This window comes from Paenibacillus sp. FSL R7-0204 (assembly GCF_038002225.1).
Classification (GTDB): domain Bacteria; phylum Bacillota; class Bacilli; order Paenibacillales; family Paenibacillaceae; genus Paenibacillus_AQ.
In genome coordinates this window covers 6,649,210-6,665,664 of the sequence record NZ_JBBOCA010000001.1, presented here as the reverse complement: position 1 = coordinate 6,665,664, position 16,455 = coordinate 6,649,210, and the positions used below count along the sequence as shown (strand labels likewise).

The 16,455-nt window shown below is 55.9% G+C and carries 17 protein-coding genes and 2 other annotated features; of the genes, 14 read left to right on the top strand and 3 right to left on the bottom strand.

Annotated elements, in window-relative coordinates:
- Window positions 1–30: 30 nt before the first annotated feature.
- Window positions 31–849 (top strand): hypothetical protein, encoded by an 819-nt coding sequence (locus MKX42_RS28855; RefSeq protein ID WP_340756527.1) that lies wholly within the window; start codon window positions 31–33, stop codon window positions 847–849.
- A gap of 4 nt (window positions 850–853) precedes the next feature.
- Here the strand turns inward: MKX42_RS28855 and MKX42_RS28850 are convergent, their stop codons facing one another.
- Entirely contained in the window at window positions 854–1,852 is a 999-nt protein-coding gene (locus MKX42_RS28850) for an ATP-dependent DNA ligase (RefSeq protein ID WP_340756526.1), read from the bottom strand.
- Entirely contained in the window at window positions 1,845–2,828 is a 984-nt protein-coding gene (ku, locus tag MKX42_RS28845) for a non-homologous end joining protein Ku (protein WP_340756525.1), read from the bottom strand. Before ku ends, MKX42_RS28850 begins: the two co-directional genes overlap by 8 nt.
- A 141-nt stretch (window positions 2,829–2,969) precedes the next feature.
- Here ku and MKX42_RS28840 point away from each other — a divergent pair, with 141 nt between their 5' ends.
- The 8 genes from MKX42_RS28840 (at window position 2,970) to MKX42_RS28805 (ending at window position 10,394) form a co-directional block, all read left to right on the top strand.
- Window positions 2,970–3,149, top strand: coding sequence for a hypothetical protein (locus tag MKX42_RS28840; RefSeq protein WP_340756523.1), 180 nt, complete (start codon window positions 2,970–2,972; stop codon window positions 3,147–3,149).
- Window positions 3,150–3,164: 15 nt separating this feature from the next.
- Window positions 3,165–3,350, top strand: a complete 186-nt coding sequence (locus MKX42_RS28835) for an H-type small acid-soluble spore protein (protein ID WP_209993287.1) — start codon at window positions 3,165–3,167, stop codon at window positions 3,348–3,350.
- A gap of 751 nt (window positions 3,351–4,101) precedes the next feature.
- Entirely contained in the window at window positions 4,102–5,076 is a 975-nt protein-coding gene (locus MKX42_RS28830) for a DMT family transporter (protein ID WP_340756522.1), read from the top strand.
- 89 nt (window positions 5,077–5,165) lie between these two features.
- Window positions 5,166–5,657 carry a tRNA (adenosine(37)-N6)-threonylcarbamoyltransferase complex ATPase subunit type 1 TsaE gene (gene tsaE / locus MKX42_RS28825; protein ID WP_445669350.1) on the top strand — a complete coding sequence of 164 codons (492 nt, stop codon included), beginning with the start codon at window positions 5,166–5,168 and terminating at the stop codon, window positions 5,655–5,657.
- Window positions 5,654–6,451 (top strand): tRNA (adenosine(37)-N6)-threonylcarbamoyltransferase complex dimerization subunit type 1 TsaB, encoded by a 798-nt coding sequence (gene tsaB / locus MKX42_RS28820; protein ID WP_340756520.1) that lies wholly within the window; start codon window positions 5,654–5,656, stop codon window positions 6,449–6,451. Before tsaE ends, tsaB begins: the two co-directional genes overlap by 4 nt.
- Window positions 6,448–6,972, top strand: coding sequence for a ribosomal protein S18-alanine N-acetyltransferase (rimI, locus tag MKX42_RS28815; RefSeq protein WP_340756518.1), 525 nt, complete (start codon window positions 6,448–6,450; stop codon window positions 6,970–6,972). Before tsaB ends, rimI begins: the two co-directional genes overlap by 4 nt.
- Entirely contained in the window at window positions 6,969–8,018 is a 1,050-nt protein-coding gene (gene tsaD / locus MKX42_RS28810) for a tRNA (adenosine(37)-N6)-threonylcarbamoyltransferase complex transferase subunit TsaD (protein WP_340756516.1), read from the top strand. The genes rimI and tsaD overlap by 4 nt, the downstream gene beginning before the upstream one ends.
- A 54-nt stretch (window positions 8,019–8,072) precedes the next feature.
- Window positions 8,073–8,415, top strand: a binding site (T-box leader).
- 51 nt (window positions 8,416–8,466) lie between these two features.
- Window positions 8,467–8,757, top strand: a binding site (T-box leader).
- A gap of 74 nt (window positions 8,758–8,831) precedes the next feature.
- The gene (locus tag MKX42_RS28805) at window positions 8,832–10,394 is read left to right on the top strand and encodes a 2-isopropylmalate synthase (RefSeq protein ID WP_340756515.1); all 1,563 of its coding nucleotides are present in this window, start codon (window positions 8,832–8,834) and stop codon (window positions 10,392–10,394) included.
- Between the two features lie 840 nt (window positions 10,395–11,234).
- Here the strand turns inward: MKX42_RS28805 and MKX42_RS28800 are convergent.
- Window positions 11,235–13,190, bottom strand: a complete 1,956-nt coding sequence (locus tag MKX42_RS28800) for an ABC-F family ATP-binding cassette domain-containing protein (protein ID WP_340756514.1) — start codon at window positions 13,188–13,190, stop codon at window positions 11,235–11,237.
- Between the two features lie 216 nt (window positions 13,191–13,406).
- Here MKX42_RS28800 and MKX42_RS28795 point away from each other — a divergent pair, with 216 nt between their 5' ends.
- The 5 genes from MKX42_RS28795 to tatC all read left to right on the top strand — a co-directional run bounded on the left by MKX42_RS28795 (window position 13,407) and on the right by tatC (window position 16,356).
- Window positions 13,407–14,069, top strand: a complete 663-nt coding sequence (locus tag MKX42_RS28795) for a 5-formyltetrahydrofolate cyclo-ligase (protein WP_340756512.1) — start codon at window positions 13,407–13,409, stop codon at window positions 14,067–14,069.
- Window positions 14,060–14,536, top strand: coding sequence for a cyclic pyranopterin monophosphate synthase MoaC (moaC, locus tag MKX42_RS28790; protein WP_036723188.1), 477 nt, complete (start codon window positions 14,060–14,062; stop codon window positions 14,534–14,536). Before MKX42_RS28795 ends, moaC begins: the two co-directional genes overlap by 10 nt.
- A 91-nt stretch (window positions 14,537–14,627) precedes the next feature.
- A complete protein-coding gene (locus MKX42_RS28785) occupies window positions 14,628–15,113 on the top strand; it encodes a MogA/MoaB family molybdenum cofactor biosynthesis protein (RefSeq protein ID WP_036693720.1) in 486 nt (161 codons plus the stop codon).
- Between the two features lie 131 nt (window positions 15,114–15,244).
- Window positions 15,245–15,487 (top strand): twin-arginine translocase TatA/TatE family subunit, encoded by a 243-nt coding sequence (gene tatA / locus MKX42_RS28780; protein WP_340756511.1) that lies wholly within the window; start codon window positions 15,245–15,247, stop codon window positions 15,485–15,487.
- 104 nt (window positions 15,488–15,591) lie between these two features.
- Window positions 15,592–16,356, top strand: a complete 765-nt coding sequence (gene tatC, locus MKX42_RS28775; protein ID WP_340756510.1) for a twin-arginine translocase subunit TatC — start codon at window positions 15,592–15,594, stop codon at window positions 16,354–16,356.
- Window positions 16,357–16,455: the final 99 nt, after the last annotated feature.

The following is a 16,455-nucleotide window of genomic DNA, read 5'->3' as shown; positions in this document are numbered from 1 at the left end:
ACAAATGAACCGGAAGGAAGGGATTGAACTATGATTCAATTTAAAAAAGCGGCGGTTGCCACAATCTGCATGTCCATGTTGCTAAGTGCGGCTGGCACTACAGCCGGAGCAAAGGGCACGCTACCCGATAAACTGAAAAATAAAAGCAACGGCATCATGGCTACAGAAACCGCCAAGCCGGCTGCGCCATCCCCGCTGGACGCTTTGCTGTCCAAAGCGAACGAGGCTCCCTTGAAGGCAGGGGAAATCCGGGCTGTGTATGTGAATGACATCAAAATCAATACGCTGGACAGTCTGGATATCAGTTACGTGCCGTTTAGTTATACGTCTGTAAGCAAAGCGGCGCAGAAATTAACGTCAATGGGCGGAGGTGTATTAATGGCTCCAGCTTCGCTCCCGAAAGATTATGTGCTGAAGGAGGCAATCATCAGCCCTGACATTCCTTTTTCCTATGAGGAAGAATATATGCAGCTGAGGGAGAAATTCAAGGGGCAATCCACAGCAGCTGGTAAAAAGGTTATCACCAAAATGCTCCCCTGGAGCGGTCATGTCACCACGTTGACGTATACCCGCAAGGGAGAGGTGCTGAGCCTGCGTGCCGAGCCTGCAAGCAAGCTTCCGGCTGGAGTTACACTGGCCGTATTGCCGGGGGACAAGGATGAGCAGGTGCAGGTTAACGGGCAGGAGATGATGTTCACCTCCTTCGGGTCGCATCACGGCAACCTCAAATCGCAATTGCAGTGGAGCAGTGCGGACGGCAGCAGAGAGTACACATTAACGGATAGCCGGAACACTGTGCAGAGTAAGGCTGAACTGCTGAAACTTGCCGGAAGCCTTACTCCCCAATAGGCAGCTAGAACCCCCTCTGGCTTAAAGAACAAGAATGGGCGGGCAGTTCGACCTGAGCCTGAATCACAGGCTGGCGGAAGGTGCCGGAGGGATTCCATTCCAGAAAATGAAGCTTAAACACCAGCTCAGGCTTAATCCAAACGGAGCCTGAGCTTCGCTGCGGAAGGTCGGCAAACGGCATATGCTCTGTGACAAGTCCCGGAACCCGTCCGGTCAGTGTCCGCCAGTCCTGGACGGTCATTTTGCCTGCTCCGGCATGTCCGATATAATGCAGCCTGCCGGCATCATCATACAGGCCGAACAGAAGCGCATTCACGATGCCGTCCCGGAAGGTGACGCCCCCGGCGACAGCGGTGACATCGGAGATGATCTTGAGCTTCTGCCAGCGCTTGTCCTTGCCGCCCGGCGCATAAGTGCTGTGCATATCCTTACAGACGATCCCCTCCAGACTGCCCTGCCGCGCCGCAGCGAGCAGCTGGGCGGGGTCCGGGTAGCTCGGCACCTGCTGCACATGGGGATGGGGCAGCAGCATCTCCTTCAGCAGCTCCTGCCGCCGGGACAGCGGTTCATCCAGCAGCCAGATACCGTCACAATACAGTATATCAAAAACCATATACAGCACCGGAACCTGCGGCTGCACTGCCCGGATCGCCGCCTCGTTCTTCAGGCTGTCCCGCCGCATGACCTCATGGAAGGAGGGCTTGCCGCCGCTGAGTGCAATGATCTCGCCATCCAGAATGAAGGAGCCGGCCCGGCAATAGCTTCCTGGTTCGGCCAGTTCAGGATACTGGAGTGTGCGGCGGTTGCCCCGGCGGTTAATCAGTTCGGCATGGCTCCCGTCGTAATAGGAGATCATCCGCACGCCGTCCCATTTGATCTGGGCGATCCACTGTTCTCCGCTTGGAAGCACAGAGGCCAGCACAGGCTCAAACGGAGTGACGGGCTGAAGCTGAAGGGAACCGGCTGGCCTCGCAGCAGGCGCAGAAGTCCGTCCCCTAGGCACCGGTGACCTTGCTCTTAGAGCTTCTGCGCTTCGGCTTCGGGGCAATCACCGGAATCGGTCCGGTGGCTTCATCTACAACCGGAGCGGCGGTTGCACCGGTTGAAGTCGCAGCGGCAGTGGCCTTGGCCGGACGTTTCTTCGCACCGGCAGGAGCAGTCCTTGGCTTAGCCCCGCTGCCTCCCTTAGCCGGTCCGGGATCGGAAGGAATATGCTGCACAGCCTCGATACTGGCCTGCAGGGCAGCCATCAGATCGATGACATTGTTCTCCTGGCGGGCCGGAGCAATATGGAACTCTTCGCCTGCGATTTTGTGCGTAATCAGATCAAGCATCCGCTGGCGGTAATCATCCGTATATTTGGCAGGCTCGAACGGAGTGGACAGCTGTGAGATCAGCAGCTTCGCCATATCCAGCTCCTTGTCGTTCACGCTGCCCGGCTCCGGCAGGCCGGGAACCTGCGATACCGGACGGACCTCGTCCGGGTAATAGATCGTCTCAATCGCCAAGCAGTCCGCCAGGACGCGGATGGCGGCCAGACTGCTTTTGGAGCGGATGGAGATCTTGGCAATACCGATCTTCCCGGTCTGACGCATAGCCTCCATCAGCAGACGGTAAGCATTGGCGCCTGCCTGATCGGGCGATAAATAGTAGGTCTTCTGGAAATAAATCGGGTCAATCTCCGTCAAATCCACGAAATCCAATATGGTGATACTCTTGCTGCTCTCCTCGCTTAGCTGGTCCAGCTCCTCCTTGTCGAACAGGACAAATTTGCCCTTCTCATATTCGTACCCCTTGCCGATCTCCTCCCAGTTGACCTCCTTGTCACAGACAGGACATTTACGTATATAAGACAGCGGACTGCCGCATTCTTTGTGGATGTAGCGCAGCGAGATGTCTTTATCCTCCGTAGCGGAGAACATCTTGACCGGAACATGCACAAGCCCGAAGCTGATGGCTCCTTTCCAAACGGTATGCATGAAATTCGCCTCCTGATGGGATGTATTATGGCTTAGTATGGGGCGCCAAGGCTTTTTCTAGCCGGATGCATTATTTGAGAGTCATGGGAAAAAATAAGGCTGCTCAGCTTGCACAGACCCATAGCGAGAAGAGGAGGCAATATGGACAAGGAGTATTATCACTGGAGCGATGCGTTATCCGAGCAGGATATTCCGGCAGAGGCGGTCAATTGGGACAATATTATTGCCGATCCGGAGGATGCGGAACTGGACGAGGATGCAGGACTGCTGGATGCCGATGCAACCATTGGGGAGCTTCCGGCGGAAGATGAAGAGGAATAGGGAGGCAAGAAGAGAATGGACATAACACGTGCGAAGGATATTTACGCTTCCAAGGATAAAATCGCGGTGCATCTCGATGGTGAGCCGGTTTGGATTGAGCATGTAGATTCGGATAACGGTATGGCAACGGTTCAGGTAGGCTCCCGGCCGACGAATACACAGACTGTTGGTGTTGAGCGGCTGGAGGAGCAGGGGAAGTAGCGGGTCAGCACAATAAGTCCTGGTAGGTATCCAGGTGAAATACTAATTAGAGCAGGCGTTCTCTTGGCGGTGACACCATCGCGGGAGTCTCCTGCTTTTTTTTGGACTACTTTTTTGTGACTGACCGCCAAGACTTGTTATACTCTGGGCCGGGGGGATTGGAAATGAAGTGTACAAGTGCACCGGAATTCGTGGAAAGTGGGCTTGGAGCGGGAATGAGGTGTATAAGTGCACCTGGAATTGTGGAAAGTGGGCGCGGAGCGGGAATGAGGTGTATAAATGCACCTGAAATTGTGGAAAGTGGGCAGCGAGCGGCTTACAGGTACATGAAGCGAGGTGAGGGCGGTGTGTTGTGGACTGTAGTGCTCTTAATGGTATGAATTTCCTCGTTTTGTGGATACAGGCGGACTCAGAGGTACTTAAATAACCTATTTGGCGTAACATTTGGCTCTAAAGTTAAGTTTAGCGTCTTCTGAGTCCGTTAAAAGCTGAAAAACAGTATTTTTGTCCAAATAGCGTCTTCTGAGTCTGCATAACTCTGGTATGTTCTCTTCAGATAAACGACAGCCCGTACCCTCAAGCCAGCGCAAACCACCTCCCTTATTTCGCTATTCATCCGCCATTTCCTTAAGCACCTCCCCACGGCTCCAACGGGCAACTCTCCATAATTATAGCTGACACAGATATTGACGCCGGGAGTGGTGAGCCCCTATATTTGGGAGAAGAATTTTGACGAAAAGAGATGATGGAAGTGCGTCCGATATTGCTGGGTGTGTGCTCGGCGCTGTTTTTTGCGGTGACGTTTGTGCTGAACCGGAGGATGGAGCTTGCGGGAGGAAGCTGGGCGTGGAGCGCCTCGCTGCGGTACTTGTTCACGCTCCCGCTGCTGCTGGCGATTGTGGCCGGAAGAGGGAGGCTGAAGCCGCTGCTGGCTGCGATGAGAGAACGGCCTGGAGCCTGGCTGCTGTGGGGAACTGTCGGGTTCGGCTTGTTCTACGCGCCCATCTGCTTCGCCGCTGCCTATGCACCGGGCTGGCTGACAGCAGGAACGTGGCAGATCACAATTATCTCCGGTTCGCTGCTGGCTCCGTTCTTCGGAGAATGGGTCAGCGGACCGGGAGGACGAGTATACATAAGAGGTAAAATCCCGCTGCGCGGGCTGCTCCTCTCCCTGATTATTCTCGCCGGAGTAGCGCTGCTGCAAGTGGAGCAGGCGCGGCAGCTTGCCCCATCCCAGGTCCTGCTGGGCATTGTCCCGGTCCTTATCGCTTCTTTCGCTTATCCGCTCGGAAACCGTAAGATGATGGAGCTGTGCGGCGGCCAGCTGGATGTATTCCAGCGGATTCTTGGCATGACGCTCGCCAGCCTGCCCTTCTGGCTGGCTGTCGCTCTGTATGGTATGGCAGATACAGGCCTGCCCTCCTCCTCCCAGGTAGTACAATCCGTCATTGTTGCACTCAGTTCGGGAATTGTGGCTACGGTGCTGTTTTTCCGGGCTACCGATCTGGTCCGGGATAGCATGAGCAGTCTGGCAGCCGTGGAAGCGACCCAGTCACTGGAGGTGCTGTTCGCCTTGCTGGGGGAGATGCTCCTGCTGGCCTCGCCGATGCCTTCCTTCCTGTCATGGGCAGGAGTTGCGGTCATTATTGGCGGAATGGTGCTGCATAGCCTGTTCTCCCGGCATCCGGGGGAGCCTGCGGCGGCTCAAGCGGCCTCGACGGACTAACAGCGGCTGTTGCGGTGCAAGTAGCATACCGATATAATTAAGGATATTGTTAACCGTTAGGGGACTTCAAAAAGGTGGTAGTTGCAGCTTTGGACAATAATACACAAACGGTGTTTACATACCGTTCATTCAGCCTTCAGGATACGGAGGCACTTGCCGCCGCTATCGCTGCCGCGTCATCAGCGGGGATGGTTATCGGACTTGACGGGGATCTAGGAGCGGGCAAAACGGCGTTCTCGCAGTGCTATGCGCGCCATTTAGGTGTGGAGGGCATTGTGAATAGTCCTACTTTTACCATTATCAAAGAGTATGAGGGACGTCTGCCGCTGTATCATATGGATGTATACCGGATATCGCTGCAGGAAGCGGACGAGCTGGGACTGGAAGAATATTTCTATGGCCATGGGGTGAGTCTGGTGGAGTGGAGCCGAATCATCACTGATCTGATGCCGCCACGGTATCTCCATATAGAGCTGAAGACCGCCGGCCCGGATGAACGGGAGATAACGGTGACCGGAATCGGAGAGTCTTACGGCGAAGTGTGCCGGATGCTGATCCAGAAGTGGGGTAAAGAAACATGACGAACTCGAATAATGAGCCGCGCAAGCGGTTTTTGGCGCTGGATACATCAACGGCAGTTCTGGGAGTGGCCGTTACCGGCGGCGGGGAGCTGCTGCATGAGATAAATGCTTCCGGGGAGCGTAACCATTCGGTTCATCTGCTGCCTATTATTGAGCAGGCGCTTCAGGCATCTGCCACTACGGCCGATACAATCGGCGGAATTTCGGTCGGTATCGGCCCGGGCTCCTATACCGGAACACGGATCGCCGTGACCGCAGCCAAGACGCTGGCCTGGGCTTGGAACGTTCCGGTTACCGGCGTATCCAGCCTACATGCGCTGGCCTGGGGCGGATACCATGCGGCTTCTGCGCTTGGCACGGCAGGGACAGACTGGATTATTCCGCTGATCGATGCCCGGCGGGGACAGGCGTACACCGCTGTATTCGCAGCGGAAAAGGACAAGCCGCCCCGGCGGCTGGCGCCGGATGCGATCCGGCTGATGGCCGACTGGGTGCAGGAGCTGGCGGTACGGCTGAAGGAAGCCGCAGCTGAGGGCAATCGGCCGGACACACTGTGGTTCGTAGGCGAGACCGCGCTGCACGGAAGTACGGATATGCTGGCTCCGCTGATGGAAGCCGCCAACGTTCAGGCAGTGCCTTATGAGCTGGAAGGACGCTGGACTGGATTTCTGGCGGAAGCGGGTCTCTACGAAGAGAGCGGAGATTTGCATACGCTGATTCCCAATTATACGCAGCTGTCGGAGGCGGAGGCGAATTTGCGCCGCAGCAGCGAAGGGAGCCTGAATACACGATGATCGAACCGGAACGTAGACCAGCTCAGGGGGCTGAGCTTGTTTTTCGCCTGATGCGGCTGGAGGATGTGCCTGAGATTCTTGTGATTGAACGTGAGGCCTTCACCATGCCCTGGACAGAGGAGGCCTTCCGCAACGAGCTGACCCACAATCATTTTGCTAAATATATGGTAATGGAGCTGGCAGGGCATATTATCGGCTACGCGGGAATGTGGGCGATTGTCGATGAGGCGCATGTCACGAATATTGCACTGCTGGAGGCCTACCGGGGGCGTAAATGGGGAGAGCGGCTGCTGGACGAGCTGATGAAGACAGCGGCTTATCTCGGCATGAAGTCGATCACACTTGAAGTACGGGTCTCCAATGAGGTGGCTCAGAATTTATACCGCAAAAAAGGCTTTAAGCCTGCCGGTACCCGCAAGGGCTATTATTCGGACAACCGCGAGGATGCGCTCATCATGTGGGCCGATCTGCCGGAGTACGGGGAGCAAGCTGTAACGGAAGGAAGCGTGGACTTGAAATGAAGACAGACACGGGCGCAAGGGAGCCTGTATTGATTCTGGCGATTGAAACCAGCTGTGACGAGACCTCTGTAGCTGTAGTGAAGGATGGCTGTGAGGTGTTGTCCAATATTATTTCCAGCCAGATTGAGACCCACCGGGCATTCGGGGGAGTGGTGCCTGAAGTGGCCTCCCGCAAGCATGTCGAGGTGATAACGCTGGTCATTGAAGAAGCCTTAAGCGTTGCCGGCGTACGTCCACAGGAGCTGACGGCAGTGGCGGTAACGCAGGGTCCGGGGCTGGTGGGGGCCCTGCTGGTGGGAGTCGTGGCTGCCAAAAGCCTGGCGCTGGCCTGGGGCAAGCCGCTCATCGGCACGCATCATATTGCCGGTCATATCTATGCTAACCGGCTGGTTAAGGAATTGAAATATCCCAACATGACGCTGGTGGTGTCAGGGGGGCATACAGAGCTGGTGCATATGGAGCGGGAAGGAAGCTTCCGGATCATCGGGCGCACCCGTGACGATGCCGTCGGCGAGGCGTACGACAAAGTGGCGCGGGCCCTGGGCTTCCCTTATCCGGGAGGGCCGCATGTAGACAAGCTGGCGCATGAAGCGGAGGAAGCCTTCGCTCTGCCGCGTGTGTGGCTGGAGCCGGGCTCGTATGACTTCAGCTTCAGCGGCCTGAAGTCTGCGGTGCTGAATGCGGTGAATCAGAGCAAGATGAAGGGGCTTGTGCCGGATGTCGCGGCTATTGCGCGCGGCTTCCAGGAATCTGTGGTTGAAGTGCTGGTCGAGAAGGCGATCCGGGCTGTACGTGAATACCACGCGAAGCAGCTTCTGCTCTGCGGAGGGGTAGCGGCGAACAAGGGGCTGCGCGAAGCCCTGATCCGGCGCTGCGGGACAGAGGGGATTGAGCTGGTTATCCCTCCTCCCGTGTATTGCACGGATAATGCGGCGATGATCGGTGCCGCAGCTTATGTGAAATGGAGACATGAAGGCGGGATTCCACTGGACATGGTCGCCGATCCCGGTTATTCGCTGGAAAAGTGGTCGGTATCTGCCTATTGACTTTTACAGAAGCCGCCGGGTATAATCAGTTCAATTCAATTACTTTATATTTGAACAAACGCAATGATCGGAAGCAGTAAGGTCACTCCGGGATAAGAGAGCTGCGGGAAGGTGCGACGCAGTCGATGGAGACCTGAACTCGTCCGGGAGCGGAGCGGTGGAAGCAGGAAGCTCTTTGAACAGGAGCGCTGGCCGGTACAGGATGTAATCCGGCAACCTTAGGTACACCGTTACGGTTAACCTCCGTGAGAGGGTGGTCAGTCAAGGCTGGACGGAGTGGGAACATTCCGGGAACCTTGCAGACATGGAGTGGGTATCGCAGAACAGCTGGAAGGTTAGCGGGTTCGGATATCAACAAGAGTGGTACCGCGACAGTGAACAGCCTGTCGTCTCTTGAATGAGACGGCAGGCTTTTTTTGTGCATATTTTGTGAGGAGTTATATAGGAATGACACGCAAGGATCGGGAGCAGTAGACGGCTAAGGTGAACAGAGAGCTGCGGGGAGGTGCGACGCAGACACCAGAGGCCGGCGAATCTCGCCCGTGAGCGGAGCGGCGGAAAGAGCTACAGGTACGCTGCTACGGATGTCCCCGTTACCGGACTATTCAGATCCCCCGAACTTCCTCTTACCGGGAGAGGGAGATCTGATCTAAGCTGGACGCAGCCGGGACTTCTGACATCAGGGAGCCTATGCGTCAAAAAGAGTGGTACCGCGGAGGGCTGACCCCCCGTCTCTTAATAAGAGACGGGGGGTCTTTGTGCTTTTAGGAGGCAGCCCTCCATTATATAAACCTAATTTGAGGAGGAATTACGATGATTATTCCGGTAAAGAAACGAATTCAGATTTTTGACACAACGCTGCGTGACGGGGAGCAGGCCCCGGGAGCCAGTCTTACCCCTGAGCAAAAGATTATTCTGGCCGGCAAGCTGGCGGACCTGGGAGTGGATGTCATGGAGCCGGGATTCCCTGTATCCAGTCCGGGGGATTTCGCTGCGGTGGAGACGATCTCCCGCAACATTCAGGGCGTGGAGATCTGCGGCTTCGCACGTGCAGTCAAGGGGGATATCGATGCTGCTGTACGGGCCACCCGGGATGCCGCGCGGCGGCGGATTCATCTGTTCATCTCCTCCTCCGACATCCATCTGCGCCATCAGCTGCGCATGAGCCGCCCTGAGGTTGTAGCGGTTGCCAGAGAGATGACGGCTTATGCCCGCCAGTTCTGCGATGTGGTAGAGTTCACTGCAATGGACGCTGCGCGGACGGGCATCGACGATCTGATTGAGATGGTCGAGGCGGTAATTGAAGAGGGTGCTTCGATTATTAATCTGCCGGATACGGTAGGTTATGCGCTGCCGCAGGAATACGGGGAGATGTTCCGGCGTGTGCGGCTTGGCGCCAGGGGCGGAGACAAGGTCATCTACAGCGCCCACTGCCACAACGATCTGGGTCTCGCCGTAGCGAACAGCCTGGCGGCCATTGAAGGCGGCGCCACACAGATTGAGGTTACGGTCAACGGAGTGGGCGAGCGGACCGGCAATTGTGCGCTGGAGGAACTGGTCATGGCGCTGGAGACACGCGGAGACTCTATCGGCGCCGAGACTGGAATCGTGCTGGATAAGCTGTATGACACCTCACGGATGATCAGCGGGGCGATGCATTTCCCGATTGCCTTCAATAAGCCGGTGGTCGGGCGCAATGCCTTCCAGCATGAATCCGGCATCCATCAGGACGGTCTGCTGAAGGACCGCAGCACCTACGAGATTATGGACCCGGAGCGGCTGGGCATCCCGCGCAGCATGATAATCCTCGGTAAGCATTCCGGCCGGCATGCGCTGAAGGACCGCGCCGCGAAGTACGGCATTGCCCTGGATTCGGCGGAGCTGGACGCGCTCTACGAATCCTTCAAGGAGACGGCTGACCGCCAGAAGGCCGTCAGTGATGATGAGCTGCTGCGGATGGTCAGCAGCACCACAGGACAGCAGGCGCAGGTCTATGCGCTCGGCGAGGTCCAGGTCCTGGCCGGCAGCGCGCCGCGCCGCGTGGCCGCAGTGACGGTGCGCCATCTGCAGAGCGGCGCAGAGACGACCCAGACCAGCACCGGAGACGGTCCGCTGGAAGCAATCATTGCCGCCATCGGGCAAGGGATTGCCGAGGATATCCGCTTCGACGGGCTGGAGCTGCATTCCCTCGGCAGCGGCGGGAATGCCCAGGCCGAGGCTGCCGTCATGGTGGAGTGGAAGGACACCAAGTTCCGGGGCACGGCCATCCATCACGATATCGTGATGGCCGCAGGCATTGCTTACATCGCCGCTTGTAATGCAGCGCTGCTGTCGGAATCAGAGGTGCCCTCTCCTGGCAAGGCGGTGAACAGCTAGAGCGGGGTTGTCCAAGGCATCAGGAGCACCAGCACCAGGAGCAGGAGCAGGTAGAGCGCCTTTACTCTAACGCATCTTGCCAAGCCCGATTTTACGGACTTGGCAGATGCGTTTTTTTGAAGCCGGCGGGACAGGGGCATTGGAGGGGAGAGCGTAAAGCGGATATAACGGGAGAAGTAAGGAGAGGGTTACCCGTCAAAGTAATCGTGCAAAGAGAGTACAGTTGGAGAAACGTAGCTTAATTTCCCGGTTTCTGAGATATATAACGAAGCAAGTGGAAAAACAGCATTTAATGGTGCTAATTGTGCCACATGGGCCGCAACTGTGATCTATTAAATGTAGTTTCTCCAACTGCTGTTGCCGTAGGGAACAATCTTGCTTTAGCAAGTGGAGAAAATCCATTTAATGAACAGAATAGCACCGCACCTGGCTCGTACCTTGCCGAAACAGGTCATTCCGCCGCTGTCCTGTCTCTGAAATTTGAGCTTTATCCAGCAGAATTTTTGCCTCATGCGGCATTTGTCAACCTGTGGACAACGTTATCCACATATTCCGCACGAGTTGTGTAAAAACCGTGTAAAATCAGCAATAACGCCTTTTTTGCGAGCGCTATAAACAGGAGGTTATGCTCTGAAACAGAAATGTGAGAATTGTGGATAATGTGGATAATTCGGTGGATAAAAAGTCCTTGACAAGCAAAGTAGCCATTTTACGCATGAAAAAAGCCCCGAAGGGCTAATTTTAGGCGATAGTTATGCACGGAAACTGTGGATGGGGCTGTGGATAACCATATTTGAACAAATTGGAAACTGTTTAAATTTTTTTTGAACCGCGTTTACATTATTCCTCAGCCAGTTTCTCCCATTCGCTAAAAAAATCTCCCAGCTCGCGTTTTTTGTCCTTCAGATCACTTTCATGCTCCTGAAGCGCCATATAATCCTGATACACCTCAGGTTTAGTCATTTCATGCTCGATTCCTGAGATGGCTTCCTCCAGCTTCGCGATATTCTCTTCCAGTTCAGAGATGCGGCGCTGGCGGTTCCGCTCCTCGCGTTTGGCCTGCTTCTCCGCCTCATAGGAGAGGGAACTGCCTTTTTCCGCCGCTATCGCTTCGTTGTCGGCACTGCGGGAGGACTTGGCGGCGGTCAGCTCGGCTTCCTCTTCGGCAATCGCTTTGAGCTCAAGCTTTTTCTCAATATAGTCGTCATAATTGCCCAGATACTGATCAATTCCGTCCGGGTGCAGCTCAAGGACCCGTTCAGCCATCTTGTTGAGGAAATAACGGTCATGGGAAATGAACAGCAACGTGCCTTCAAAATCGATCAGGGCCGATTCAAGCACCTCGCGGCTCACGAGATCCAGATGGTTGGTAGGCTCATCGAGAATTAGCATATTGGCTCCTCGCAGCATCAGCTTGGACAGGGCCACACGGGCCTTCTCACCGCCGCTCAGCGCAGCTACCTTCTTAAGTACATCCTCTCCGCTGAACAGGAAGTTGCCGAGAATCGTGCGGATTCTGGCCTCCTCGAGCATCGGATATTCGCTCCACAGCTCCTCCAGCACAGTATTGCGCGGATTCAGCCGGGTCTGCTCCTGATCATAGTAGGCGATCTTCACCTTGGTTCCCCAGTTCACGGTTCCGCGGGAAGGCTCGCGGGTGCCGGTCATACATTGCAGCAGTGTGGACTTCCCGATCCCGTTAGGCCCGATCAGTGCCGCTGTCTCGCCGCGCCGCAGCTCGAAGGAGGCGTTGCGGAAGAGCGGTGCAGCCTCCGGAGTGAAGGACACAGCGACCTCCCGGACCTGGAGCACCTCCTTACCGGACATGAAATCAGGCTCGAAGGAGAAGCTGGCCTTCTTCAGGTCGCCCAGCGGCTTGTCGATACGCTCCATCTTGTCGAGCGCCTTGCGGCGGCTCTGTGCCCGCTTGGTGGTGGAGGCCCGGACAATGTTGCGCTGCACGAAATCCTCCATCCGCGAAATTTCGTCCTGCTGCTTCTCATACTGCTTCATACGGATCTCATATTCCGCAGCCTTCAGCTCCATATAACGGCTGTAGTTGCCTGTGTATCTGCGCGATTGGTGCCGCTCGATCTCTACAATGGTCGTCACCAGGCGGTCGAGGAAATACCGGTCATGGGATACGACCAGGATGCCTCCGGCATAGCCGCGCAGATAATCCTCCAGCCAGGTGAGCGTCTCGATGTCCAGATGGTTAGTCGGCTCATCGAGCATGAGCAGATCGGGCGCTTGAAGCAGGATGCGGGCCAGTGCCAGACGCGTCTTCTGGCCTCCGCTTAAGGTGGAGATTGGAGTATCCGGTGCGAACTCTCCGAAGCCCATCCCGTGCAGCACGCTGCGGATACGCGTATTGATCTCATAGCCGCCGTGATCCTTAAACCAGTCAGAACGTCTGGCGTAACGCTCCAGCAGATCCTCGTAACGCTTCGGATCTTCGGCAAGTGCGGGATCGGCAATATCCGTCTCAAGCTGCCGCAGTTCGGCTTCCGCCTCCAGCAGCGGCGCAAATACCGCGAGCATCTCTTCCTGTATGGTGTTATCCGACTGCAGGCCGCTGTTCTGGGCCAGATAGCCAATCGTAGTCTCTTTAGACTTATGAATTTGTCCGCTGTCATAAGACATCTCACCTGCGAGAATCTGCAGAAAGGTCGATTTGCCTGCTCCGTTGACGCCAACCAGCCCGACTCTCTCCCTCTCGTTCACCATGAGATTAATGCCGTCCAGCACGCTTTGTATACCATATGATTTCGTTATTCCTGTCGCTTGAAGAAGCATTCTGATGAAACCTCCGCCCTTGCAAATTGGCCTCGGCGGCTTGCGCCCAGGCGATTGTCCAATCTTATTCTCCAGTTTACATGAAAAAGGCTAGGCGTGCGAGGTCCATTCTCCTAACAAGGAGAATGAATCAACCTTGGCGAACCGGTGAGAAGAGTGGTAAACTGAGCTTACAAACTATGATAAGCTAGGAACAAGTGAAGGAGGAGGCTGCCTATGCAGGACAGCAGCATGCAGCTTGCCGGGCGGAAGCGTGAGCTTCGCGCCGCGAATACCGCACTCCGCGATGCCTTGCCCATGGAGCAGCGGGAGCTGTTATCCGCCCGGGTATGCGCTCATGCCTGGAACTGGTTCTCGCAGAAAGGCGCAGCTTCACTGCTTGCTTATGCCCCGATGCGCTCCGAGCTGGACTGCCGTCCGCTTCTTACGGCTGCGTGGGCGGAAGGGCATGAGGTACTGCTTCCCCGCGTCAACCGGGAGAGCGGGGACTTAAGCCTTCACCAGGTAAGCTCCTGGGATGAGCTTGTCCCTGGAACCTACGGGATCATGGAGCCGCCGGCCGGGAGTGCTGCTCTTGCCGGACCCCTCGCGCAAGCAGGACGGGGAACCAGCTGGCCGGAGGTTATCTTCGTGCCCGGACTGGCCTTTGACCGGCGGGGCGGACGCCTCGGCTACGGACGAGGATATTATGACCGCCTGCACACCGCATTGGAGGCAGGAGTCCCCGGTACGGCTGCCAAGCCTATGTGGATTGGTCTGGCCTACGGCTTCCAGCTGGTACCGGAAGTACCGCTTGAGGAGCATGATGCCTTAATGGATCTGCTGATTACGGAGAACGGCATCTGGGATTGCCGGAAGGAGAGGGCTACATGGAATTAACTCATTTCAACGAGCAGGGCAGAGCCCGCATGGTGGATGTGAGCGACAAGGAAGTTACCAGGCGGACAGCGGCAGCCAGAAGCCAGGTGCATATGGCCCCGGAGACGCTGAGCGCCATTAAGGCGGGAACGGTCCGCAAGGGCGATGTGCTAGCGGTAGCTCAGGTTGCAGGAATCATGGCGGCGAAGCAGACCGCAAGCTGGATTCCCATGTGCCACCCGCTGCCGCTTACCGGAGTGGATATCCGCTTCATGGATAACAACAAAGATGAACTATATATAGAAGCAACCGTCAGCACTACCGGTAAGACCGGGGTGGAGATGGAGGCGCTCACTGCCGTATCGGCAGCGGCGCTGACCGTATATGATATGTGCAAGGCGCTGCAGAAGGACATGATTATCGGACCTACGATGCTGGTGTCCAAGAGCGGCGGCAAGAATGGGGATTACGCGCTGGAAGCAGAATAGAGCAGCAGCAGGGAATGATACAGCCGAAGGCGCAGCGGCAGCTGCTTCAGCAGCCGGATATACATAGTACATAGAGAGGGAGGTACAACCTATGGCGTGGAAAACAGCAATCCTGACGGCCAGCGATAAAGGGGCCAGGGGCGAACGGGAAGACACGAGCGCCCAGGTGATTCGGGAGCTGGTGGAGGAGGAGCTGGGCGGCGAGATCATTGAATACCGGATCGTGCCTGATGAGCAGGATGAGATTATTGCTGCACTGATTGAGCTTACGGATTATTTCCAGGCGGATCTGGTGCTGACAACCGGCGGAACCGATCTGGCCATCCGCGATGTTACGCCGGAGGCGACGCGGCGGGTCATTGAACGCGAAGTGCCCGGACTCTCCGAGGCGATGCGCAGTACGGTGATGCAGAAGAACCGCGCAGCTATGCTGTTCCGGGGAATCTGCGGCATTCGCGGAAGAACTCTGATTGTTAATCTGCCCGGTACCCCGAAGGGGGTACATGAGAATCTGGCGGCGATTATGGATCAGCTTCCGGAAGCTCTGTTAATGGTTACGGGACAATACCGACAGTAATCGGACTCTGCTCTATTCACTTTTGTCTAAATCGTTCAGGATACACAATGGATGTGTGATATAAGTTATGGTATTATTATTTTATCGTTAACTATTGTCATGAACGGACAGAAGGATGGGAGGAAACCGGTATGTTAGGTGGTATTGGCACACCCGGAATTATCTTGTTGGTTATCTTGGCATTGCTGCTCTTCGGTCCCAATAAGCTTCCTGAGCTGGGGCGGGCAGTCGGGCGTACCTTCCGTGAATTCAAGGACGGTGCACGGGAGATTGTGAACGAGCCGGAAGCGGCCAAGCGGAGCGACACTGTTGCTCCTGCGGCTGCGCAGACGGCAGCAGCAGAACTTCCGCAGGACCGCCGTCTGCCGGAATAATTTTAAGGTTCCCACGCAGGGGCGTCTTTCCCAGGTCTGCTTTTAGACCGGGGCGGCGCCCTTTTTTTGAAGATGAAAAAATGTCAATCCGGGTGGTGTCAGTCATGTCTCTGGAAGCGGAAGAAATGTCCCTCGTCGATCATCTGACGGAGCTGCGCAGACGTCTTATCTACGTGCTGATCGTGTTCGTAGCAGGACTTGTGCTCGGCTTATTCGTCGCCAAGCCAATCTATCTGTACCTGATCAGCGCCGATGCTGCGCAGGGCTTCGTCCTGCATGCGTTCTCCTTCTGGGACGGAATCGGGATGTATATGAAGATCGCTATGGCGGTCTCGCTGGTCTTCTCCGTGCCGTTTATCGTCTACCAGCTATGGGCGTTCATCAGCCCCGGCCTGCGGCCCGTGGAGCGGAGCGCTGCCCTTCGTTATGTGCCTTATGTGTTTGTGTTGTTTATTGCCGGGATTGCTTTTGCCTATTACATAGTGTTCCCTATGGCCTTATCCTTCACGATTACGATTACGCGGAATATGGGGCTTGAAGAGACCTACGGCATCGCCGAATATTTCAATTTCTTGTTCAGTCTGGTGATTCCGCTGGCCCTGCTCTTCGAGCTGCCGCTGATTGTCATGTTCCTGACTAAGCTCAGGGTGCTGAATCCGCTGCGCCTGCGCAAGATGCGCCGTTATGCCTATTTCGCGCTTGTGTTCATAGCCGTGGTCATTACGCCGCCTGATTTCATCTCGGACTTTCTGGTGACGGTTCCGCTGCTGGTGCTGTATGAATTCAGTGTGTTTCTGTCCGCATTCGTCTACCGCAGGCAATTGGCTGAGGACGCTAAGCGGGAGTCGCGGTATGTGAAGGCAGATTAGTGAGAAGGGGGGCATAATATGCCCCTTGCTGGATAGAATGTAGGAGAGTATGTGTCGGACAAGCGCTGAAACCATAATTTTGGCAAAAACAAATACGAT

Bases quoted from the DNA above. Each gene is read 5' to 3' on its own strand.
- MKX42_RS28855 (WP_340756527.1), top strand. From the start codon at position 31: ATGATTCAATTTAAAAAAGCGGCGGTTGCCACAATCTGCATGTCCATG.
- ku (WP_340756525.1), bottom strand. From the start codon at position 2,828: ATGCATACCGTTTGGAAAGGAGCCATCAGCTTCGGGCTTGTGCATGTT.
- MKX42_RS28840 (WP_340756523.1), top strand. From the start codon at position 2,970: ATGGACAAGGAGTATTATCACTGGAGCGATGCGTTATCCGAGCAGGAT.
- MKX42_RS28835 (WP_209993287.1), top strand. From the start codon at position 3,165: ATGGACATAACACGTGCGAAGGATATTTACGCTTCCAAGGATAAAATC.
- tsaB (WP_340756520.1), top strand. From the start codon at position 5,654: ATGACGAACTCGAATAATGAGCCGCGCAAGCGGTTTTTGGCGCTGGAT.
- rimI (WP_340756518.1), top strand. From the start codon at position 6,448: ATGATCGAACCGGAACGTAGACCAGCTCAGGGGGCTGAGCTTGTTTTT.
- tsaD (WP_340756516.1), top strand. From the start codon at position 6,969: ATGAAGACAGACACGGGCGCAAGGGAGCCTGTATTGATTCTGGCGATT.
- MKX42_RS28805 (WP_340756515.1), top strand. From the start codon at position 8,832: ATGATTATTCCGGTAAAGAAACGAATTCAGATTTTTGACACAACGCTG.
- MKX42_RS28800 (WP_340756514.1), bottom strand. From the start codon at position 13,190: ATGCTTCTTCAAGCGACAGGAATAACGAAATCATATGGTATACAAAGC.
- MKX42_RS28795 (WP_340756512.1), top strand. From the start codon at position 13,407: ATGCAGGACAGCAGCATGCAGCTTGCCGGGCGGAAGCGTGAGCTTCGC.
- moaC (WP_036723188.1), top strand. From the start codon at position 14,060: ATGGAATTAACTCATTTCAACGAGCAGGGCAGAGCCCGCATGGTGGAT.
- MKX42_RS28785 (WP_036693720.1), top strand. From the start codon at position 14,628: ATGGCGTGGAAAACAGCAATCCTGACGGCCAGCGATAAAGGGGCCAGG.
- tatA (WP_340756511.1), top strand. From the start codon at position 15,245: ATGTTAGGTGGTATTGGCACACCCGGAATTATCTTGTTGGTTATCTTG.
- tatC (WP_340756510.1), top strand. From the start codon at position 15,592: ATGTCTCTGGAAGCGGAAGAAATGTCCCTCGTCGATCATCTGACGGAG.